We start from the raw sequence: 17838 nt of genomic DNA on the forward strand, positions 1-17838 counted from the left end.
CAAAAAAGGGGACGCAAACGCCCCCTGCTTCTTCTGTTAAAATACTTCGGAGCGCGAGGCAGAGCCTCGCAATAACTCAGAACGGCACGTCATCCTTGGCAGATAAGAACCGCGAGACGACCTTCTTCACCCCGGCCTTGTCGAAATCGACTTCGACCTTGTCACCCTCAATGCCAATCACCGCGCCATAGCCGAACTTCTGGTGAAAAACCCGTTCACCCAAGGTGAAACTGGCCACCGCTGTCGCATCAATCACAGTGTTCCGGCTTTCGCGGGGCTGAGACGTCCCATATTGCCCCTGACGCGCCTGCATCCTTTTCCAGCCCGGGGAATTATAGACATTCGCTTCGGCTGCTCGGCTTTCGATGCTGGCCGTAACCTGCCCCCCACCGTAAAGACCCGGAGGCGTCAGAACTTCCACGTGATCTTCCGGCAATTCATCAATGAATCGCGAAGGCATGGAGTTCTGCCACTGCCCGAACACCCGCCGATTTGCAGCAAAGGAAATCGTGCAAACTTCTTCGGCGCGGGTAATTCCCACATAGGCCAAGCGCCGCTCTTCCTCGAGCCCCTTGATACCGGATTCGTCCATTGACCGCTGTGACGGGAACAAGCCATCCTCCCAGCCCGGCAGGAACACGGCTGGAAACTCCAACCCCTTGGCCGCATGCAGCGTCATGATCGAGACCTTGGCGCCGTCGCTGTCCTGCTCGTTATCCATAACCAGACTGACATGTTCCAAGAATCCTTGCAGATTCTCGAAATTGTCCAACTGATTGACCAGTTCCTTGAGGTTTTCCAACCGCCCCGGTGCCTCGGGCGTCTTTTCATTCTGCCAATGGGCCGTATAGCCGGATTCATCCAGAATGATCTGCGCCAGTTCGATATGCGATACTTCAGGCTCACCAAAACGAAGGGGTGCGCCGTTGTCGATGACCGTATCATCCTCGACCTCAATCCTCGGGCCGCGCGTCATCGCGTTCCAGCGCGCCAGCCCCTCGATTAACTCGCGCAGCGCCTTGCCACCTTTACCCTTAATTAGCCCATTGTCGACCGCAATCCGCGCGCCATCGACCAGCGAAACACCGTGTTCACGCGCGGTCATTTGGATCGTCTGCTGCGCCTTGTCGCCCAAACCTCGTTTCGGCGTGTTCACAATTCGCTCAAACGCCAGATCGTCGCCGGGGCTGACCACCAGCCGGAAATAGGCCATGGCATCGCGAATCTCCATCCGCTCATAGAACCGAGGGCCACCGATCACCTTATAGGGCAGGCCAATGGTCAGAAACCGATCCTCGAACGCGCGCATCTGGTGCGAGGCGCGGACAAGAATGGCGATCTCATCCAGATTCATAGGACGAATTCCGCGCGTTCCACCCTGCAAGGCGTCGATTTCCTCACCGATCCAACGGGCCTCTTCCTCGCCATCCCAGTGGCCGATCAGATTGACCTTGTGGCCGTCTTCGGCATCCGTCCACAGCTCTTTGCCCAGACGGTTTTCATTGCCGCGAATGACGTTCGAAGCTGCGGCCAGAATATGCGGGGTCGAGCGGTAATTCTGTTCCAGCCGCACCACGAACGCGCCTGGGAAATCCTTTTCGAACCGAAGGATGTTGCCCACCTCGGCCCCGCGCCAGCCATAGATCGACTGGTCATCATCGCCCACGCAACAGATATTCTTGTGCGCCCCGGCCAACAGCCGCAGCCACAGGTATTGGGCGACGTTGGTATCCTGATACTCGTCCACCAGAATGTACCGGAACCAGCGTTGATATTGCTCAAGAACATCCGCGTGGGTCTGAAAAATCGTGACCATGTGCAACAGGAGGTCACCGAAATCGACCGCGTTCAGCTCGCGTAGGCGGGTTTGGTATTGGGCATACAGCGCAATACCTTTGTTGTTATACGCCCCCGCATCTGCAGCGGGCACCTTATCGGGTGTCAGAGCACGGTTCTTCCAATCGTCGATAATCCCCGCCAGCATTCGCGCGGGCCAGCGTTTGTCATCAATATTGGCCGCTTGGATTAGTTGCTTGAGCAGCCGTAGCTGATCATCCGTATCCAGAATGGTGAAATTCGATTTCAGATCGACCAGTTCCGCGTGACGGCGCAGCAGCTTGACGCAGATCGAGTGAAACGTCCCCAGCCACGGCATCCCCTCGGCGGGTTGTCCTAGCAGGCGGCCCACACGTTCTTTCATCTCGCGCGCTGCCTTATTGGTGAAAGTGACCGACAAAATTTCGTTGGGTCGCGCGCGTCCAGTACTGAGCAGATGGGCTATCCGCGCCGTCAGCGCCTTGGTTTTACCTGTCCCGGCACCAGCCAACATCAGCACAGGACCATCCAACCGCTCGACAGCTTCACGCTGCGCTGGATTCAATTCGTCCAGATAAGGCATAGGCCGCGCGGCCATGGCCCGCGCAGACAGCGATGCGCCTTCGAAGGCGTCCATTTCGTCGAAACTGCTCATATCGTCAAACTACGCTGGTTACGCCGCGAGGGAAAGAGTTTGTTCACGCCTTGTTCACAAGACATTCCGCATTGATTTCACACCAATTCTACTCGGATTGGTATGGTGGCCCGACAGACCGTTGGCCTTCTTTCAACGCTTGTGTGCGCTGTTTACCGTCGGATTTACGGGTGCCAGAAAGTGAAACCAAACGCGCCAAAAGGGTAATGTGCTTGCCGAATCGCGCCTTAGGTCTGATCAATCCGTATGGACCTACACAGCAGCTATCCCGGAATTGCCGACCTAAAACGCCGCGCCAAACGCAGGATTCCGCATTTCGTGTGGGAGTATCTGGATAGCGGAACCGGGTCCGAGGCAACTTTGCAACGCAACAGGGTCTCACTGGATCGCATGGGGTTTCTGCCGTCGATCCTGCATGGCCCGTTGGAGTTTGACACACAGCGTCAATTTTTGGGTCAAACCTATCCATTGCCGTTTGGAGTCGCACCGATCGGCATGGCGGGGTTGATCTGGCCCGACGCCGAGGAGTTGTTAGCCCGGGCGGCAGCGACGGCTGGCCTGCCCTTTACCCTGTCAAACGTCGCCACGCAAAGCCCCGAGGATGTGGCCCCTCATCTGGGACAGAATGCGTGGTTTCAGCTTTACCCGCCAAAAGACCCCGACATTCGCCGGGACTTGCTGGATCGAGTAAAACAGGCGGGATTTTCGACACTGGTGATGACTGCTGATGTTCCCGTTGCGTCACGACGCGAACGCCAGACGCGGTCTGGCCTGACCAACCCGCCTAAACTGACCCCGCGCTTGCTAATGCAGATTGCGCAGCGTCCGGCATGGGCCATGGCAATGGCACGTAGTGGCCCGCCAAGGATGCGGACACTGGACAAATACACCGACAACTCCAGCAACCTGCCCCCGACGGCGCATGTCGGGTATCTGCTTAGAACATCGCCGGATATGGAGTATGTGCACTGGCTGCGGGATGCATGGGATGGCAACCTAATCGTCAAAGGCGTGATGCGGGCCGAGGACGCAGAGCCCCTTAAGAAGGCCGGTGTTGACGCGATCTGGATTTCGAATCACGGGGGGCGGCAGTTTGATGCAGCACCATCCAGTATTGAGGCCCTGCCAGCGATCCGGGCGGCGACCGACCTTCCCCTTATCTTCGACAGCGGGGTTGAAAGCGGGCTGGACATACTGCGTGCGCTGGCACTTGGGGCTGATTTTGTCATGCTGGGCCGTGGCTTCATGTACGGTTTGGCCGCATTAGGTCAGAATGGACCAGCGCATGTGATCGACATTTTGCGGCAGGATCTACAGGCGAATATGGGCCAACTGGGCGCCGAAAATCTGGGGCAGATCCCACCTAGCCTAACACTGGATTGATGCCGCAGCGCAGCGCGTGTAATAAGATAGCGCTAACAGAAGGCGTTTGCGAGCGTTAACATGCCGGTTCTACCCAGAACGACTGATTTACGTGCGCGTATTGTCCGCCTATCAACACGGCCAAAGAAGTAGGACCGGGACCTGACATGACCGACTTTAACAAGATCCTGATCGCCAATCGCGGCGAGATTGCCATTCGCGTGATGCGCGCGGCCAACGAGATGGGCAAACGCACCGTCGCTGTCTTCGCCGAAGAAGACAAGCTGGGCCTGCATCGCTTCAAGGCGGATGAGGCATATCGCATCGGTGAAGGGATGGGCCCGGTTGTAGCATATCTCAGCATTGATGAGATCATTCGCGTCGCCAAGGAATGCGGTGCTGATGCGATCCATCCCGGTTACGGCCTGTTGTCGGAAAATCCCGATTTCGTGGATGCCTGTGTGCAAAACGGCATCACCTTCATCGGCCCCAAGGCCGAAACAATGCGCGCCCTTGGTGACAAGGCCAGTGCCAGGCGCGTTGCGATTGAGGCAGGCGTGCCGGTCATCCCGGCGACCGAGGTCCTAGGTGACGACATGGATGCGATCCGTGCTGAGGCCGCCGAGATCGGCTATCCCTTGATGCTGAAAGCATCTTGGGGCGGCGGCGGACGCGGGATGCGCCCCATCGAATCCGAGGATGAGCTGGAAGAAAAAGTTCTGGAAGGCCGCCGCGAGGCCGAAGCCGCCTTTGGCAATGGCGAAGGCTATCTGGAAAAGATGATCACCCGCGCCCGCCATGTCGAAGTGCAGATTCTGGGCGACAAGCATGGTGAGATTTACCACCTCTATGAACGCGACTGCTCGGTGCAGCGCCGCAACCAGAAGGTCGTGGAACGCGCCCCTGCCCCGTATCTTTCCGACGAACAGCGTGCAGAGATCTGTGAGTTGGGCCGCAAGATCTGCGCCCATGTGAACTACGAATGCGCGGGCACGGTCGAATTCCTGATGGATATGGAAACCGGCAAGTTCTACTTCATCGAAGTAAACCCCCGCGTTCAGGTTGAACACACCGTCACCGAAGAGGTCACGGGCATTGACATCGTGCAGGCGCAGATTCTGATCGCCGAGGGGAAGACTCTGGCCGAGGCCACCGGAGCGGCCAGCCAGTCGGATGTGCATCTGAACGGCCACGCGCTGCAGACCCGCGTCACCACCGAGGACCCGCAGAACAACTTCATCCCCGATTATGGCCGCATCACTGCTTATCGCTCAGCCACCGGGATGGGCATCCGTCTGGATGGAGGCACGGCCTACGCAGGTGGGGTGATCACGCGGTATTACAACTCGTTGCTGACCAAGGTGACGGCCAAGGCCCCCACGCCGCAGGCCGCAATAGCGCGGATGGACCGCGCCCTGCGCGAATTCCGTATTCGCGGCGTCAGCACCAATATCGACTTTGTTATCAACCTGCTGAAACACCCGACCTTCCTGTCGAACGAATACACCACCAAATTCATCGACACGACGCCCGACTTGTTCAGCTTTCAGCGCCGCCGCGACCGGGGCACCAAGGTTCTGACCTATATCGCGGACATCACCGTGAACGGGCATCCCGAAACCAAGGACCGCCCCGAACCCCGCGCCGATCTTAAAGAGGCTAAGCCCCCCGCACTGAAGGCCGAGCCGCAGATGGGCACGCGCAACCTGCTTGAACAAAAAGGTCCGCACGCCGTGGCTGACTGGATGAAGGCCCAGCGGCAGTTGCTGATCACCGACACGACCATGCGCGACGGGCATCAGTCGCTGCTGGCCACCCGGATGCGGTCGATCGACATGATCAAGGTCGCTCCGACTTTCGCGGCGAACCTGCCGCAACTGTTCAGCGTCGAATGCTGGGGCGGTGCGACGTTCGACGTGGCTTATCGGTTCCTTCAGGAATGCCCGTGGCAACGACTGCGCGACCTGCGCGAGGCGATGCCGAACCTGATGACCCAGATGCTGCTGCGTGGCGCGAACGGGGTTGGGTATACCAACTATCCCGACAATGTGGTGCAGGAGTTCGTCCGGCAAGCATCGCAGAACATCGACGTGTTCCGTGTGTTCGACTCGCTCAACTGGGTCGAGAATATGCGAGTAGCTATGGATGCAGTCGTCGAGAACGGCAAAATCTGTGAAGGCACCGTTTGCTATACCGGCGATATTCTGGACCTCGATCGTGCCAAGTATGACCTGAAATATTATGTCGGCATGGCGAAAGAGCTGCGCGACGCGGGCGCGCATGTGCTGGGACTGAAGGATATGGCGGGGCTGATGAAGCCAGCCTCGGCCAAGATTCTGATCCGCGCGCTGAAAGAAGAGGTTGGGCTGCCGATCCATTTCCACACCCACGACACCGCAGGCATCGCCAGCGCCACCATTCTGGCGGCGTCCGAGGCGGGCGTGGACGCGGTGGATTGCGCCATGGACAGTTTCAGCGGCAACACCTCTCAGGCGACGTTGGGCACCGTGGTCGAGGCCCTGCGCCACACCGATCGCGACACCGGGCTGGACATCAAGGCGATCCGTGAGATCAGCGATTATTTCGAGGCCGTGCGCGGTCAGTACGCGGCCTTCGAATCCGGCCTTCAGGCCCCGGCGTCTGAAGTGTATTTGCACGAAATGCCCGGCGGTCAGTTTACCAACCTCAAGGCGCAAGCACGGTCTTTGGGGCTGGAGGAACGCTGGCACGAGGTCGCGCAGACGTACGCGGACGTGAACCAGATGTTCGGTGATATCGTGAAAGTGACGCCCTCGTCCAAGGTGGTGGGTGACATGGCGCTGATGATGGTCAGCCAGGGCCTGACTCGCGATGACGTGGAAAGCGCGGATACGGATGTGGCATTCCCCGACTCGGTCGTCGATATGATGCGCGGCAATCTGGGTCAGCCTCCGGGCGGGTTCCCCGATACGATCATCAAGAAGGTGCTGAAGGATGAGGCACCCAACACCGAACGCCCCGGCAAGGACGTGCCCGCCGTCGATCTTGAGGCCACCCGCGCCGAGTTGTCCAAACAGTTGGAAGGTAAAGAGGTTGATGATGAGGACCTGAACGGGTACCTGATGTATCCCAAGGTGTTCCTCGACTATATGGGCCGCCACCGGGTCTATGGTCCGGTCCGGACCCTTCCCACGCGCACCTTCTTCTATGGCATGGACCCCGGCGAAGAGATCACGGCCGAAATCGACCCCGGAAAGACGCTGGAAATCCGCTGTCAGGCGATCGGTGAGACTGACGAGAATGGTGAGGTCAAAGTGTTCTTTGAACTCAACGGCCAACCCCGCGTGATCCGGGTTCCCAACAGACTGGTGACGTCATCCACACAGGCCCAACCCAAGGCCGAGGCGGGCAATCCCAACCATATCGGCGCGCCAATGCCGGGGGTTGTTGCGACCGTAGCCGTATCCGCCGGTCAAGAGGTCAAAGAAGGTGATCTGTTGCTAACCATCGAAGCCATGAAGATGGAAACCGGCATCCATGCCGAACGTGACGCGGTGGTCAAGGCCACTCATGTCCAGCCCGGAGGCCAGATTGACGCAAAGGACCTGCTGGTCGAACTGGAGTGAACGCTCTAGTTTCATGATCAAGTGACGGGCCGCTCGGACAACCGGGCGGCCTTTTTCGTAAGTTAAGGAAGGAAACCATGTTGTCCATTTCACCGATCTACGCCGCTTTGCTGGCAATCGTTTATGTCTTTCTCAGCGGATGGGTCATCAATACGCGCCGGACACAGAAGATTTCCTACGGCGACTCTGGTGACGACAGTATGCTCAAGTCCATTCGCACGCATTCCAACTTTGCGGAATACGCGCCGTTTGCCTTGTTGCTGATCGCGATGGTCGAGCTTCAGGGTGCCGGGGGCGTATTGGTGAACATTCTGGGCCTTGGCCTACTGACGGGCAGGGTGTTCCACGCCTATGGGTTCGGCAAAACACCGCAGATCGTCATTCTGCGTCAGATGGGCATGATTCTGACATTCGCTGTTTTGCTGATTGCTGCTGTCGCCAACCTTGTTCTAGCGCTTTGAGTTGTTCTCGGGCTGAAACGCCGAAAGGCGTTCAACCTGTCAGAGGTTTGGACACTATCGTATGGGCCGACGTCCAGACCTGAGTTGGCTCGACGCTCTGCTCTGCTGGAATATGCGATAAGATCGCGGCAATTGTCATTAAAATGGCCAATGCCGTGATTTTGTATCTTTCTTTGGGTTTCACCTGTCACCTCCGTCGTTTTTTGCAACTCTCTGAACCTTCAACGCATTCACAGAAGAGTTCCGTCGCCAAAAAAGAAATTTTCCAAGAGATGCGTTTTTCCGCTTGCAGCCCCGCTTGGGAATTTATACATCCCTCCTCACTCAACGGCGCGGGCGTAGCTCAGGGGTAGAGCATAACCTTGCCAAGGTTAGGGTCGGGCGTTCGAATCGCCTCGCCCGCTCCATTGAGAGGTCTTTAGGACCGATACATATGTATCTGATGCGGGCGTAGCTCAGGGGTAGAGCATAACCTTGCCAAGGTTAGGGTCGGGCGTTCGAATCGCCTCGCCCGCTCCAGATACGATTGTTTCCTAAACTTTTCTGGTTTCCTGCCGAATGTTGCGCCATTGTATTGGCATTAACGATTGCAGGATTTTAACGATGTCAGATTATTCTATCCGGCCCCTTTCGGCCGTAGAGATGCAGTATGCCGTCGATTGGGCAGGCAGCGAAGGATGGAATCCGGGCTTGCGCGATGCGGAATGTTTCCGCTCCACTGACCCGGAAGGGTTCTTGGGCGGGTTCCTTGATGGGGACATGATCGCCTCGGTCTCAGCGGTGAACTACGATGACGCGTTTGCCTTCCTGGGTTTTTACATCGTGCGCCCCGAGTTTCGTCACCACGGTCACGGGCTAGAGATCGCGCAGCATGCTCTAGCGCATTGCGAGGGGCGCAATATGGGGCTGGATGGCGTGGTCGAGCAGCAGGACAACTACCGAAAGTCAGGCTTTTCCTTTGCCTATAACAATTATCGGTTCGGCGGGACCATCGGTGAAGTCCTACCGGAACTTGGTCAGGTGCTGGGTAACGGCGTTGCACCACTGGAATCTGCCACAAACGCGCTGCGCGCCTATGATCGTAAATTGTTCCCTGCCCCGCGCGACGCGTTCCTGCAAAGCTGGCTGGGCGCATCGGATCATATTTCACGCGTTTATTCCGAGAACGGTCAGATAAAGGGCTATGCCACCCTGCGCCCCTGCCGATCGGGTTACAAGGTTGGTCCACTTTTTGCGGATGAGGTTGGCATCGCGCAGGCACTTTTGGCCAGCTTACTGGCCGCTGTACCCCAAGATCATCACGATCACGACGTCTTTGTCGACATGCCACAACCCAACGATGCCGCGTTTGCAATGGCCAGACAGTTAGGGTTGACCAAAGTCTTCGAAACCGCCCGGATGTATTCCGATCACGAACCGGAAATTGACCTCAACCGAATCTTCGGAGTGACCACGTTCGAACTTGGCTAACGCCAGGTTTCGAGACCCCGCTTCGACGTCCAACCTTATGCGCAGGGACTTTATGCATGCTGGGAGAACACCAAAAACGGCTGTTGCAGGACATGTTCGAGAACCTGCCGGGGATCAGCTTTTTGATCCTGTCCCGTGCCACTGACGATTTGCGTCTGGCCGGGTGGGTCGGAACCGTGCTCGCGACCCTTGTGTGCCTGGCGTATGTCAAACGGGTTCTGCGCGCACATCCCATCTTGTTGGGGATCAATATTTTCATGGTGGTCATAACACCTTTGATCGAAATTCTGGTGCTGTCCGGCAGCCGGAACGCAGCTGATCTATTGATCGGCAATATCAACTCACTTGTGCTGGGCAGTGTTTTCTTAACGGGCGTTGTGTTGACCCTGTTCACAGCCAAAGGCTTTCTGACCTATGACGCAAAAAGCGCCAAGCAAACGCGCATCCATTCCACGGCAATGTTGGCGCTGTGCGTCGCCGGGATTGTCTGGTCCGCAGCCATGGGACAGAACTACCTGATAACGCTGGCGGTTCCGCTCATGGTGCTTTTTGGATGTCAGCGCTTTCTGCGTGCGGGCGCGACAGACCGTCAATCGCGCGGAGGCGTTTTTCTAAGCGGGACCATACCGATGGACCCGCCCGCCGAGACTGTCGCCTGATCTAGAACGCCTTGAATGTCATCGTGGTCAGCGACCTTTCTATATTCGGTATCACCAGCAGATGTTCGTTGATGAAATGCCCGACATCTTCGGTCTCGGGGATATAGAGCTTTAGCAGCAGATCGTATTCGCCGCTGGTCGAATACAGCTCGGAATGGATTTCGCGCAGGGCGATTTCCTCGGCCACCTTGTATGTTGTGCCGGGTTTGCAGCGGATTTGGATGAAGACGCAGGTGGACATGGGCCGAGCCTTGGTTGTTCAGGTTGCTTGCAGGCTGGCACGGGCCGCGCCGGGGTGCAATCCCCTGCAACAGTTTGGCGGGAAAGACAGATGCGGTCTGGAAAGTGCTGCCCCTCCGCGTCTATAAGCGCGGCTGTAGCAAAAGGAATTCGCCCATGCGCAGCGCAAAGATCAGCCGTCAGACCGCCGAGACCGAAATCTCGGTCGAGGTCAATCTGGACGGCACCGGCCAGTATGACAACCAGACAGGCGTCGGGTTCTTCGATCACATGCTGGACCAGCTTGCGCGCCATTCGCTGATCGACATGACGATCCGCGCCAAGGGTGATTACCACATCGACGACCACCACACCGTCGAGGATACGGGGATTGCGCTGGGTCAGGCGCTGACGCAGGCGTTGGGTGACAAGAAGGGCATCCGCCGGTATGGCGAATGCCACCTGCCTATGGATGATGCGCAGGTACGCTGCGCGCTGGACCTGTCTGGCCGTCCGTTCCTGATCTGGAATGTCGACCTGCCCACGCCCAAGATCGGCACGTTCGACACCGAATTAGTGCGTGAGTTCTTTCAGGCGCTGGCCACCCATGGCGGCATCACACTGCATATCGACCAATTGCACGGGTTCAACAGCCACCACATTGCCGAGGCAGCGTTCAAGGCGGTCGCGCGCGCGTTGCGTCTGGCGGTTGAAACCGACCCGCGCAAGGCCGATGCGATTCCGTCCACCAAGGGCGCGCTGTAAATGCTGACAGCCATTATCGACTATGAGAGCGGCAATCTGCACTCGGCAGAGAAGGCGTTTCAACGCATGGCGAGCGAGTTGAATGCGGGCGAGGTGGTTGTGACCTCGGACGCAGACGTCGTTGCGCGCGCGGATCGTCTGGTTCTGCCGGGCGACGGCGCGTTTCCCGCCTGCGCTGCCGAGTTGCGGGGCCACAAAGGTATTTATGACGCCATGGTCGAGGCGGTTGAGCAAAAGGGGCGACCGTTTCTGGGTATCTGCGTCGGGATGCAGCTGATGGCGTCAAAAGGCCATGAATACACCGAGACTGACGGTCTGAACTGGGTTGCCGGGGACGTGGTGCGCATCGCCCCTTCTGACAGCGCGCTAAAGGTGCCGCATATGGGCTGGAATAATCTGGTTCTCGAATGTGATCACCCGGTCTTTGACGGGGTGAAGTCGGGCGACCATACCTATTTCGTCCACTCCTACCATTTTCGCGTCACCGATCCGGCGCAACGGCTGGCCTATGTGGATTATGGTCAGGAAGTCACGGCCGTGATCGGCCGCGACACGATGATTGGTATGCAATTTCATCCCGAAAAAAGCCAGGATGTGGGCCTGCGTATGATCGGGAATTTCCTTACCTGGGCCCCCTGAGCCCTTATTGAACGCGGGTCCAGGTCTGACCACGGCAGACCAGACCACCCGCGACACAACCCTTGACGGTCAGCGCATTCTGGCTGTCCAGCGTCATCTTCGAGTTATAGGTCTTGTCCCGGTCCGGCGCCCAGATCTTGCCGTTGTCATAAGCGCCGTTGCCCTCGGGCTCCATGTCCCAGATGATCTTTTTGCCCAGGTTCTCATAGGAAAGTTGCTGATTGCCGTTGCCATCAAACGCGGTGTCGATGGTACCGCAGATCGCACTGCCGCACGGTGCAATCGTCACGTGCAGATAGCCGCCTTCGTCGCCGGGTTCGGTCTTCCACAGACCGTCAACTGGGTCAGCCGATGCTACCGTGGAAAAAACGCACAGGGCTGCCGCTGCAATGATTGAGTGTTTCATGATGTTCTCCCTTAGATGGCGGTACTGTGTCGCGCAGCAACCGAACCGGCAAGATTAACCCCACGTCGCGTTGCATCCCCTATCCGGCTTGTGCGATATCCCGCGCGTACAACTCCGATATAGGGCCGCCCAAAATGATCCTCTACCCCGCTATCGACCTCAAAGACGGCCAGGCCGTGCGCCTGCTGCGCGGTGAAATGGACAAGGCAACCGTATTCAACGAAGACCCTGCGGCGCAGGCCAAGGCCTTCGTTGATGCCGGTTGTGACTGGCTGCATCTGGTTGATCTGAACGGTGCCTTCGCGGGCGAGCCTGTCAATGCTGCACCGGTCGAGGCGATTCTGGCGGCCTGCAACGTACCCGCACAACTGGGCGGCGGCATCCGCGACATGGCCACCATCGAAACATGGATCAGCAAAGGACTGGCGCGGGTTATTCTGGGCACTGTGGCAGTAGAGAACCCTGACCTGGTGCGCGAGGCGGCGCGTGAATTCCCCGGCAAGGTCGCCGTGGGCATCGATGCCCGCAACGGCATGGTTGCCACCAAAGGCTGGGCCGAAGAAACGGACGTGCAAGTAACCGATCTTGCCCGCAGCTTCGAGGACGCGGGCGTTGCGGCCATCATCTATACTGACATCAACCGCGACGGAGCCATGCAGGGCCCCAATATCGAGGCAACTGCCGACCTTGCCCGGGCCGTGTCAATTCCAGTGATCGCGTCAGGCGGCGTCAGCTCTTTGGACGATCTGATCGCTCTGCGTGATTGCGGCGTGGAGCTGGACGGCGCGATTTCAGGGCGCGCACTTTACGACGGCGCGATTGATCTGGCCGAAGCCATCCGCGCCCTGAACTAGGTTACTGCGTGGCCGCAGCAGTCAACTTGGCCAATGCGCCGCGCATTTTTTCGATCACCGGCGAATTCTCGACCTCGTCCAACTCGTCCATTGTCTCTTTGGGGTCTTCATAGGCCAGCCAAACCTGACCATCAGCGTCTTGATAAGCCTGAACCTTCAACGGCAGGAACAGGCCGGCCCTCGGGTCGATCTGCATCGCGGGTGTGCCCAACTCAGGATTGCCAAAGATTAGGACCTGATTGGCGGGGATCGGGGTACCAACTTTTTCGGCACCGGCTGCATGGTCGACCCGGGCGAATACGGTTGCGCCCGCATTGCCAACGGCTGCCTCGAGCGCATCCAGTGCTTCAGCGACAGATTTGTCTGTAGGGATTTTGATAATATCGTCAGCCATAGCGGACAGAGTACCTCCGAAAATCAGAAACGTTGCCAGTATCAGTTTGTGCATATCGGAATTCCTTTATTGAATTTCACACCAGTTTTCACAGCTTTGCGCCGTGCGGCAATCACAAGTCTGGCATCGGCGGGGCTTTGCCGTTAGAGGTGCCCGCTATAGAGGATACCACATGCTAAAAACCCGCATCATTCCCTGTCTGGATGTCGCCGATGGCCGTGTGGTCAAGGGCGTCAATTTTGTTGGCCTGCGTGATGCGGGCGATCCGGTAGAGTCGGCAAAAGCTTATGACGCGGCCGGAGCCGATGAGATCTGTTTTCTCGATATCCACGCCACCCATGAAAACCGAGGCACCATGTTCGATGTGGTCCAACGGACTGCCGAACAGTGCTTTGTGCCTCTGACCGTGGGCGGCGGTGTGCGCACCAAAGAAGACGTGCGCGCCCTGCTGCTGGCCGGTGCTGACAAGGTCAGCTTCAACTCGGCGGCTGTGGCGAACCCGGATGTGATCGCGGAATCGGCGGATCAGTTTGGCAGCCAGTGCATCGTCTGCGCGATCGACGCCAAAACTGTCCGCCCCGGAAAGTGGGAGATATTCACCCATGGCGGGCGCAAGCCCACAGGTATCGACGCAGTTGAATTCGCGAAAACCGTGGTCGCCAAGGGTGCCGGGGAAATCCTGCTAACTTCGATGGATCGCGACGGCACGAAAGCTGGGTTCAACCTGCCTCTGACCCGCGCCATTTCCGACGCCGTAGACGTTCCGGTTATCGCTTCTGGTGGTGTTGGCAATCTCGACCATCTGGTAGAAGGCGTGACCGAAGGCGGCGCAAGCGCTGTTCTTGCCGCTTCGATCTTTCATTTCGGCGAGTACACAATCCGCGAGGCCAAAGAGCATATGGCAGCCGCAGGTATTCCGATGAGGCTGACATGAGCATCCTGCAAGATCTGGCCGCAACCATTGAGGCCCGCAAAAAGACTGATCCAGACAGCAGTTGGACCGCCAAGCTGCTGGCCAAAGGCCCGGAAAAATGCGCCGAGAAGTTCGGGGAAGAGGCCGTCGAGGCGATTATCGAGGCTGTCAAAGGCGATCAGGCAAAACTGACGTCTGAGGCTGCGGATGTGTTGTATCATCTTCTCGTAATGCTGGCCGCGCGTGACGTCGCTTTGGACGATGTGTTGGATGAGCTGGCGCGGCGTCAGGGCGTCAGCGGCCTGGAAGAAAAGGCAGCGCGACCAAAGGGGTGACGCCTGCCCTCGCAATCTCGTAATGTGGTTCGGCAAGGTTCACGGATTGAAGGCGCGGATATGATCAAAGCTTTGGCGTTTGTATTTGCGCTTGGAATACTGGGGGCCTGTTCAGTCGCACCGCCGTCAACCGGAGACGAGGTTCAGCGGCTTGCGGCCGAAATTCGCAGCCTTGGCCCGGATATCGACCCCGAAGAAGCAGAGCGTGCGGCGCGCATCGCTTATTCCTATACCGCGCAGTTAGCACAGGAATACGAAATCACCGATCCCCCACTGATTCACAACGCCAAGGTCAACAAGGGTTTGCGCCCCCGGGGGTTGTGCTGGCATTGGGCGGAAGACATCGAACGGCGGCTGGATCAGGAAGGCTTTCAAACGCTGGAGATGCATCGCGCCATCGCCAATGCAGATAACCCGTTCCGCATCGACCACAGTACCGCCATCATCAGCCGCAAAGGGGAAACTATGTATGATGGTGTCGTACTGGACCCCTGGCGGTACGGTGGCACCTTATTCTGGTCTCCGCTGCCGGAAGATACAAAATACGAGTGGGTGCCGCGCGAAATCGTTCTGGAAAAGCGACGGCTAGAGCAGGTCGCGCGACTGAAGCCCCTGCCTGGCACCTGAACATTCAAAGCTTGGACGATATGACCCCGGTCGCGAAGCCGCCCATGCGCAGTTCTCCGAAAAGGCGTTGATATTCGATTTTCGGGCAACGATTCATCACAACATCAACACCGCGTGCTTCGGCTACGGCGGCGGCTTTGTCATTTTCCACGCCAATCTGCATCCAGATTGTGCGTAGACCAGGAAATGCCCCAAGCGCCTCATCAACGATTGGCGGAACTGCTTCTGAGCGCCGGAAAATATCCACCATATCCACCTGCTCTGGAATATCAGACAGCGAAGCCCGCACTGTTTGACCAAACAGCTCCTTACCTGCATGGCCCGGATTCACGGGAATAACGGTATACCCCTTGAGTGACAGGTAACGCGCCACATAGTAACTTGGCCGCACCGGATTCATCGAAACACCGACAACGGCAATCGACTTGGTTCGCTGGAGGATGTCTTTCAGAAACGCATCAGAGTATTCGGTCATGCGCCCACCCTATTCGGACGACACAGAATAAAAAAGCGCCCAGGTAAAAACCTGAGCGCAAGTTGTTGGAACGAGGGACAGTGAAATGACCCGCGGCAGTTCCGTTCCGCGGTCACTGTGACATTTAGGCATAAGTTGAGAGAAAAAAAGAGGGGGTGCGCAATTTTGTGATGACAGATCACAAAAAGCGGAAACCCGCCTATTGCTCGTACAGCGCGGTGGGCCAATGTGCTTCGGCCATGCGGATGTATTCTGCAGTGTCGGTGTTCCATACTTGCTCGATCCCAGGTGAGTGCGTCAGGTACAGCCGTCCGTCAATCACTGTCCAAAGCTTCGGGTCTGTACTCACCAACTCTCCCATCGCCATGGCATACGCGCAGTATCCGCCGAACTGGGGCGCATAGGCCCTTGGGTTCATCTCGAAAGCATCGCGATTCTCGGCCGAGGCAAAGTGCCATTCGGCACCCTTCCACTTTACCGAAAATTCAGGAAGCCCAAGGCGCGGGGTGTCTTCGGTGAAATACGAAACCGCATCATATCCGGCCATAACTGCCCCGTCCGTCTGATAAAAGACGGGCATGTCCTGGGCAAACGCCGCCGGAGCAAACAGGGTGGCGGCCATCGCGCCAAGTAGGAAACGTCGGTTCATAATCACCAAGTCATGGTTTGGGGTTCAGTGTATCAATTTGCAATTTTTTGACACATCCGAAACCCCCATTAACGAGTTTGTGATCGCCTGAGATGCGAATACGTCCCCTCAATCAAAGATATCTTCAACCACGTCCCAGGCTTCATCCAGAACGCGCGAAAACAAACCCTTCTTCCTCTTTTTCTTCTTGTTCTTGTACGGGTGCTGGGTTTTCGCGGCATTACGAACCGGCTTGCTGTCCGAAAGTTTGCGCTTGGGCACCATTTTCAGGTCGTGCAGAGGCGCGCCGCAGCTTGAACAACTTAGCTCATGACGCTGCTTTCCCCTTAGAACCAGCGCCGCGCGGGTTCCACAGTAGCAGCAGGTGGCGATTTTTGAGGGCGTGGAAATGGTGCTCTCCTGTTTATCTGTGCCTTGAGGCATATAGGGCAATCGCAGCCGCGTTTGAGACGTTCAAGGACCCGAACCCACCCGCTGCGTCGATTTTCACCAGATGATCAACGGTTTCCTTGGTCTTCTGGCGCAAACCCGGCCCTTCGGCGCCAAGCACCAACGCCACCGGGCGATCCAGTTTGCCGTCCAAAGTGGCCTCTATCGTAAGGTCCGCTTCGCCGTCCAGCCCCAGCACCATAAAGCCCATACCCTGCAACTCGACTATTGCGTCGGCCAGATTGCGAACACGAAGGTACGGCTGCCTTTCCAGCGCCCCACTTGCAGTTTTTGCCAATGCCCCCGTTTCCGGTGCCGAATGATGGCGCGTTCCGATAACTGCGCTGGCCCCCAGCACTTCGGCCGAGCGTAGAATCGCCCCGACGTTGTGCGGGTCTGTCACGCGGTCCAGTAGGATCACGCGCGGATGTTCTCGCCCGATACAGTTCTCGGCCAGCCCACCCCAGTCCAGGGGCTTCACTTCCAATGCCGCGCCCTGATGCACAGACCCCGGATCAATCGGGGCGGTGAATTTGCGTGGATCGACCATCTCGGGCTCAATCCCTGCAAACTCAATGGCTTCGGTCAGCTTGTCCCGCGCATTTCGGGTCACAATCAAGCGCAGCTTCTGCCGATCCGGGTTCATTAGGGCGTCGCGCACAGCGTGCAAACCAAACAGCCACACGGTTTCCGACGCCGCAGCTTTGCGCGCCTGTTCCTTTTCAACGACCCACTTGGGTTTCTTCATTTCTTGGGCCTCCGGGCCGGGAAATCGGTTTCCTGCGCCAAAGCGATATTTTCCTGTTGACGCTCCTTTAAGGCGCTAGTAATCACGCCTCCACGTCAGGTGCAACGCCTGACAGTGGGCGACAGGCCGCAAGGTGTGGCAGGGGACTGTAACTCCCTCGCGGAGACGCACGCCTGGTTCGATTCCAGGGTCGCCCACCACTACAACTCCCAACAAAATCAGCACTTTACGCACACCCGCCCTGTGTCCAATCACATCGAGTTGGATTTGGCCAACTGTTCGCAAAATACCGTAAAATCACGCAACTATACGTGTGAGTCTGGAAAACTTACGGAATAGCACCTACTTTGAATGTGCC

Annotated in this window: 19 protein-coding genes and 3 tRNA genes; 14 read left to right on the forward strand and 8 right to left on the reverse strand. The window is 57.7% G+C overall.

The features are described from left to right. Positions 1-76: 76 nt before the first annotated feature. On the reverse strand, positions 77-2470 hold the full coding sequence (locus ACT2B1_RS13450; protein WP_171210409.1) for an ATP-dependent helicase: 2394 nt from the start codon (positions 2468-2470) through the stop codon (positions 77-79). Between the two features lie 246 nt (positions 2471-2716). Between ACT2B1_RS13450 and ACT2B1_RS13455 the strand changes: the two genes are divergently transcribed. From ACT2B1_RS13455 to ACT2B1_RS13485, 7 genes are all read left to right on the forward strand, one after another. Continuing rightward, positions 2717-3853, forward strand: a complete 1137-nt coding sequence (locus ACT2B1_RS13455; protein ID WP_481667923.1) for an alpha-hydroxy acid oxidase — start codon at positions 2717-2719, stop codon at positions 3851-3853. A gap of 146 nt (positions 3854-3999) precedes the next feature. Beyond that, entirely contained in the window at positions 4000-7437 is a 3438-nt protein-coding gene (locus ACT2B1_RS13460; RefSeq protein ID WP_481667924.1) for a pyruvate carboxylase, read from the forward strand. A 77-nt stretch (positions 7438-7514) separates the two neighbouring features. Next, positions 7515-7898, forward strand: a complete 384-nt coding sequence (locus tag ACT2B1_RS13465; protein ID WP_481667925.1) for an MAPEG family protein — start codon at positions 7515-7517, stop codon at positions 7896-7898. 332 nt (positions 7899-8230) lie between these two features. Further along, positions 8231-8305: transfer RNA gene (locus ACT2B1_RS13470), tRNA-Gly, on the forward strand. Between the two features lie 37 nt (positions 8306-8342). After that, positions 8343-8417: transfer RNA gene (locus ACT2B1_RS13475), tRNA-Gly, on the forward strand. An 84-nt stretch (positions 8418-8501) separates the two neighbouring features. Further along, the gene (locus ACT2B1_RS13480; protein WP_481667926.1) at positions 8502-9368 is read left to right on the forward strand and encodes a GNAT family N-acetyltransferase; all 867 of its coding nucleotides are present in this window, start codon (positions 8502-8504) and stop codon (positions 9366-9368) included. A 56-nt stretch (positions 9369-9424) separates the two neighbouring features. Continuing rightward, the gene (locus tag ACT2B1_RS13485; protein WP_481667927.1) at positions 9425-10027 is read left to right on the forward strand and encodes a hypothetical protein; all 603 of its coding nucleotides are present in this window, start codon (positions 9425-9427) and stop codon (positions 10025-10027) included. Position 10028: 1 nt separating this feature from the next. Here the strand turns inward: ACT2B1_RS13485 and ACT2B1_RS13490 are convergent, their stop codons facing one another. Next, the gene (locus ACT2B1_RS13490; RefSeq protein ID WP_050602861.1) at positions 10029-10268 is read right to left on the reverse strand and encodes an Lrp/AsnC family transcriptional regulator; all 240 of its coding nucleotides are present in this window, start codon (positions 10266-10268) and stop codon (positions 10029-10031) included. A 155-nt stretch (positions 10269-10423) separates the two neighbouring features. Between ACT2B1_RS13490 and hisB the strand changes: the two genes are divergently transcribed. Beyond that, positions 10424-11011, forward strand: coding sequence for an imidazoleglycerol-phosphate dehydratase HisB (gene hisB, locus ACT2B1_RS13495; protein WP_171120619.1), 588 nt, complete (start codon positions 10424-10426; stop codon positions 11009-11011). Further along, positions 11012-11650 carry an imidazole glycerol phosphate synthase subunit HisH gene (hisH, locus tag ACT2B1_RS13500; protein ID WP_171120617.1) on the forward strand — a complete coding sequence of 213 codons (639 nt, stop codon included), beginning with the start codon at positions 11012-11014 and terminating at the stop codon, positions 11648-11650. It abuts the gene before it with no gap. A 4-nt stretch (positions 11651-11654) separates the two neighbouring features. On the opposite strand, the gene ACT2B1_RS13505 is transcribed toward hisH, so the two are convergent. After that, on the reverse strand, positions 11655-12056 hold the full coding sequence (locus ACT2B1_RS13505; protein ID WP_171120614.1) for a DUF2147 domain-containing protein: 402 nt from the start codon (positions 12054-12056) through the stop codon (positions 11655-11657). 134 nt (positions 12057-12190) lie between these two features. Between ACT2B1_RS13505 and hisA the strand changes: the two genes are divergently transcribed. After that, complete coding sequence (hisA, locus tag ACT2B1_RS13510) at positions 12191-12910, forward strand: 1-(5-phosphoribosyl)-5-[(5-phosphoribosylamino)methylideneamino]imidazole-4-carboxamide isomerase (protein ID WP_171122473.1); 720 nt, start codon at positions 12191-12193, stop codon at positions 12908-12910. Position 12911: 1 nt separating this feature from the next. Here hisA and ACT2B1_RS13515 read toward each other — a convergent pair whose 3' ends face one another. After that, complete coding sequence (locus ACT2B1_RS13515; RefSeq protein WP_481667928.1) at positions 12912-13358, reverse strand: DUF302 domain-containing protein; 447 nt, start codon at positions 13356-13358, stop codon at positions 12912-12914. Positions 13359-13476: 118 nt separating this feature from the next. Here ACT2B1_RS13515 and hisF point away from each other — a divergent pair, with 118 nt between their 5' ends. The 3 genes from hisF to ACT2B1_RS13530 are packed head-to-tail and all read left to right on the forward strand — an operon-like array spanning position 13477 to position 15179. Further along, positions 13477-14238 carry an imidazole glycerol phosphate synthase subunit HisF gene (hisF, locus tag ACT2B1_RS13520; RefSeq protein WP_481667929.1) on the forward strand — a complete coding sequence of 254 codons (762 nt, stop codon included), beginning with the start codon at positions 13477-13479 and terminating at the stop codon, positions 14236-14238. Further along, positions 14235-14552 (forward strand): phosphoribosyl-ATP diphosphatase, encoded by a 318-nt coding sequence (locus ACT2B1_RS13525; RefSeq protein ID WP_171120606.1) that lies wholly within the window; start codon positions 14235-14237, stop codon positions 14550-14552. The genes hisF and ACT2B1_RS13525 overlap by 4 nt, the downstream gene beginning before the upstream one ends. Positions 14553-14612: 60 nt before the next feature. Next, on the forward strand, positions 14613-15179 hold the full coding sequence (locus ACT2B1_RS13530; protein WP_171122471.1) for a hypothetical protein: 567 nt from the start codon (positions 14613-14615) through the stop codon (positions 15177-15179). 4 nt (positions 15180-15183) lie between these two features. On the opposite strand, the gene ACT2B1_RS13535 is transcribed toward ACT2B1_RS13530, so the two are convergent. The 4 genes from ACT2B1_RS13535 to rlmB form a co-directional block, all read right to left on the reverse strand. Then, the gene (locus ACT2B1_RS13535; protein ID WP_171122469.1) at positions 15184-15654 is read right to left on the reverse strand and encodes a CoA-binding protein; all 471 of its coding nucleotides are present in this window, start codon (positions 15652-15654) and stop codon (positions 15184-15186) included. Between the two features lie 199 nt (positions 15655-15853). Beyond that, complete coding sequence (locus ACT2B1_RS13540) at positions 15854-16303, reverse strand: YHS domain-containing (seleno)protein (RefSeq protein WP_254428665.1); 450 nt, start codon at positions 16301-16303, stop codon at positions 15854-15856. Between the two features lie 108 nt (positions 16304-16411). After that, the gene (locus tag ACT2B1_RS13545; RefSeq protein WP_171239712.1) at positions 16412-16726 is read right to left on the reverse strand and encodes a hypothetical protein; all 315 of its coding nucleotides are present in this window, start codon (positions 16724-16726) and stop codon (positions 16412-16414) included. After that, entirely contained in the window at positions 16707-17480 is a 774-nt protein-coding gene (gene rlmB / locus ACT2B1_RS13550; protein ID WP_481667930.1) for a 23S rRNA (guanosine(2251)-2'-O)-methyltransferase RlmB, read from the reverse strand. The genes ACT2B1_RS13545 and rlmB overlap by 20 nt, the downstream gene beginning before the upstream one ends. A gap of 116 nt (positions 17481-17596) precedes the next feature. On the opposite strand from rlmB, the gene ACT2B1_RS13555 reads away from it, so the two are divergent. After that, a tRNA-Tyr gene (locus ACT2B1_RS13555) sits at positions 17597-17680 on the forward strand. Positions 17681-17838 lie beyond the last annotated feature (158 nt).

It is taken from the genome of Ruegeria sp. S263 (assembly GCF_056780525.1).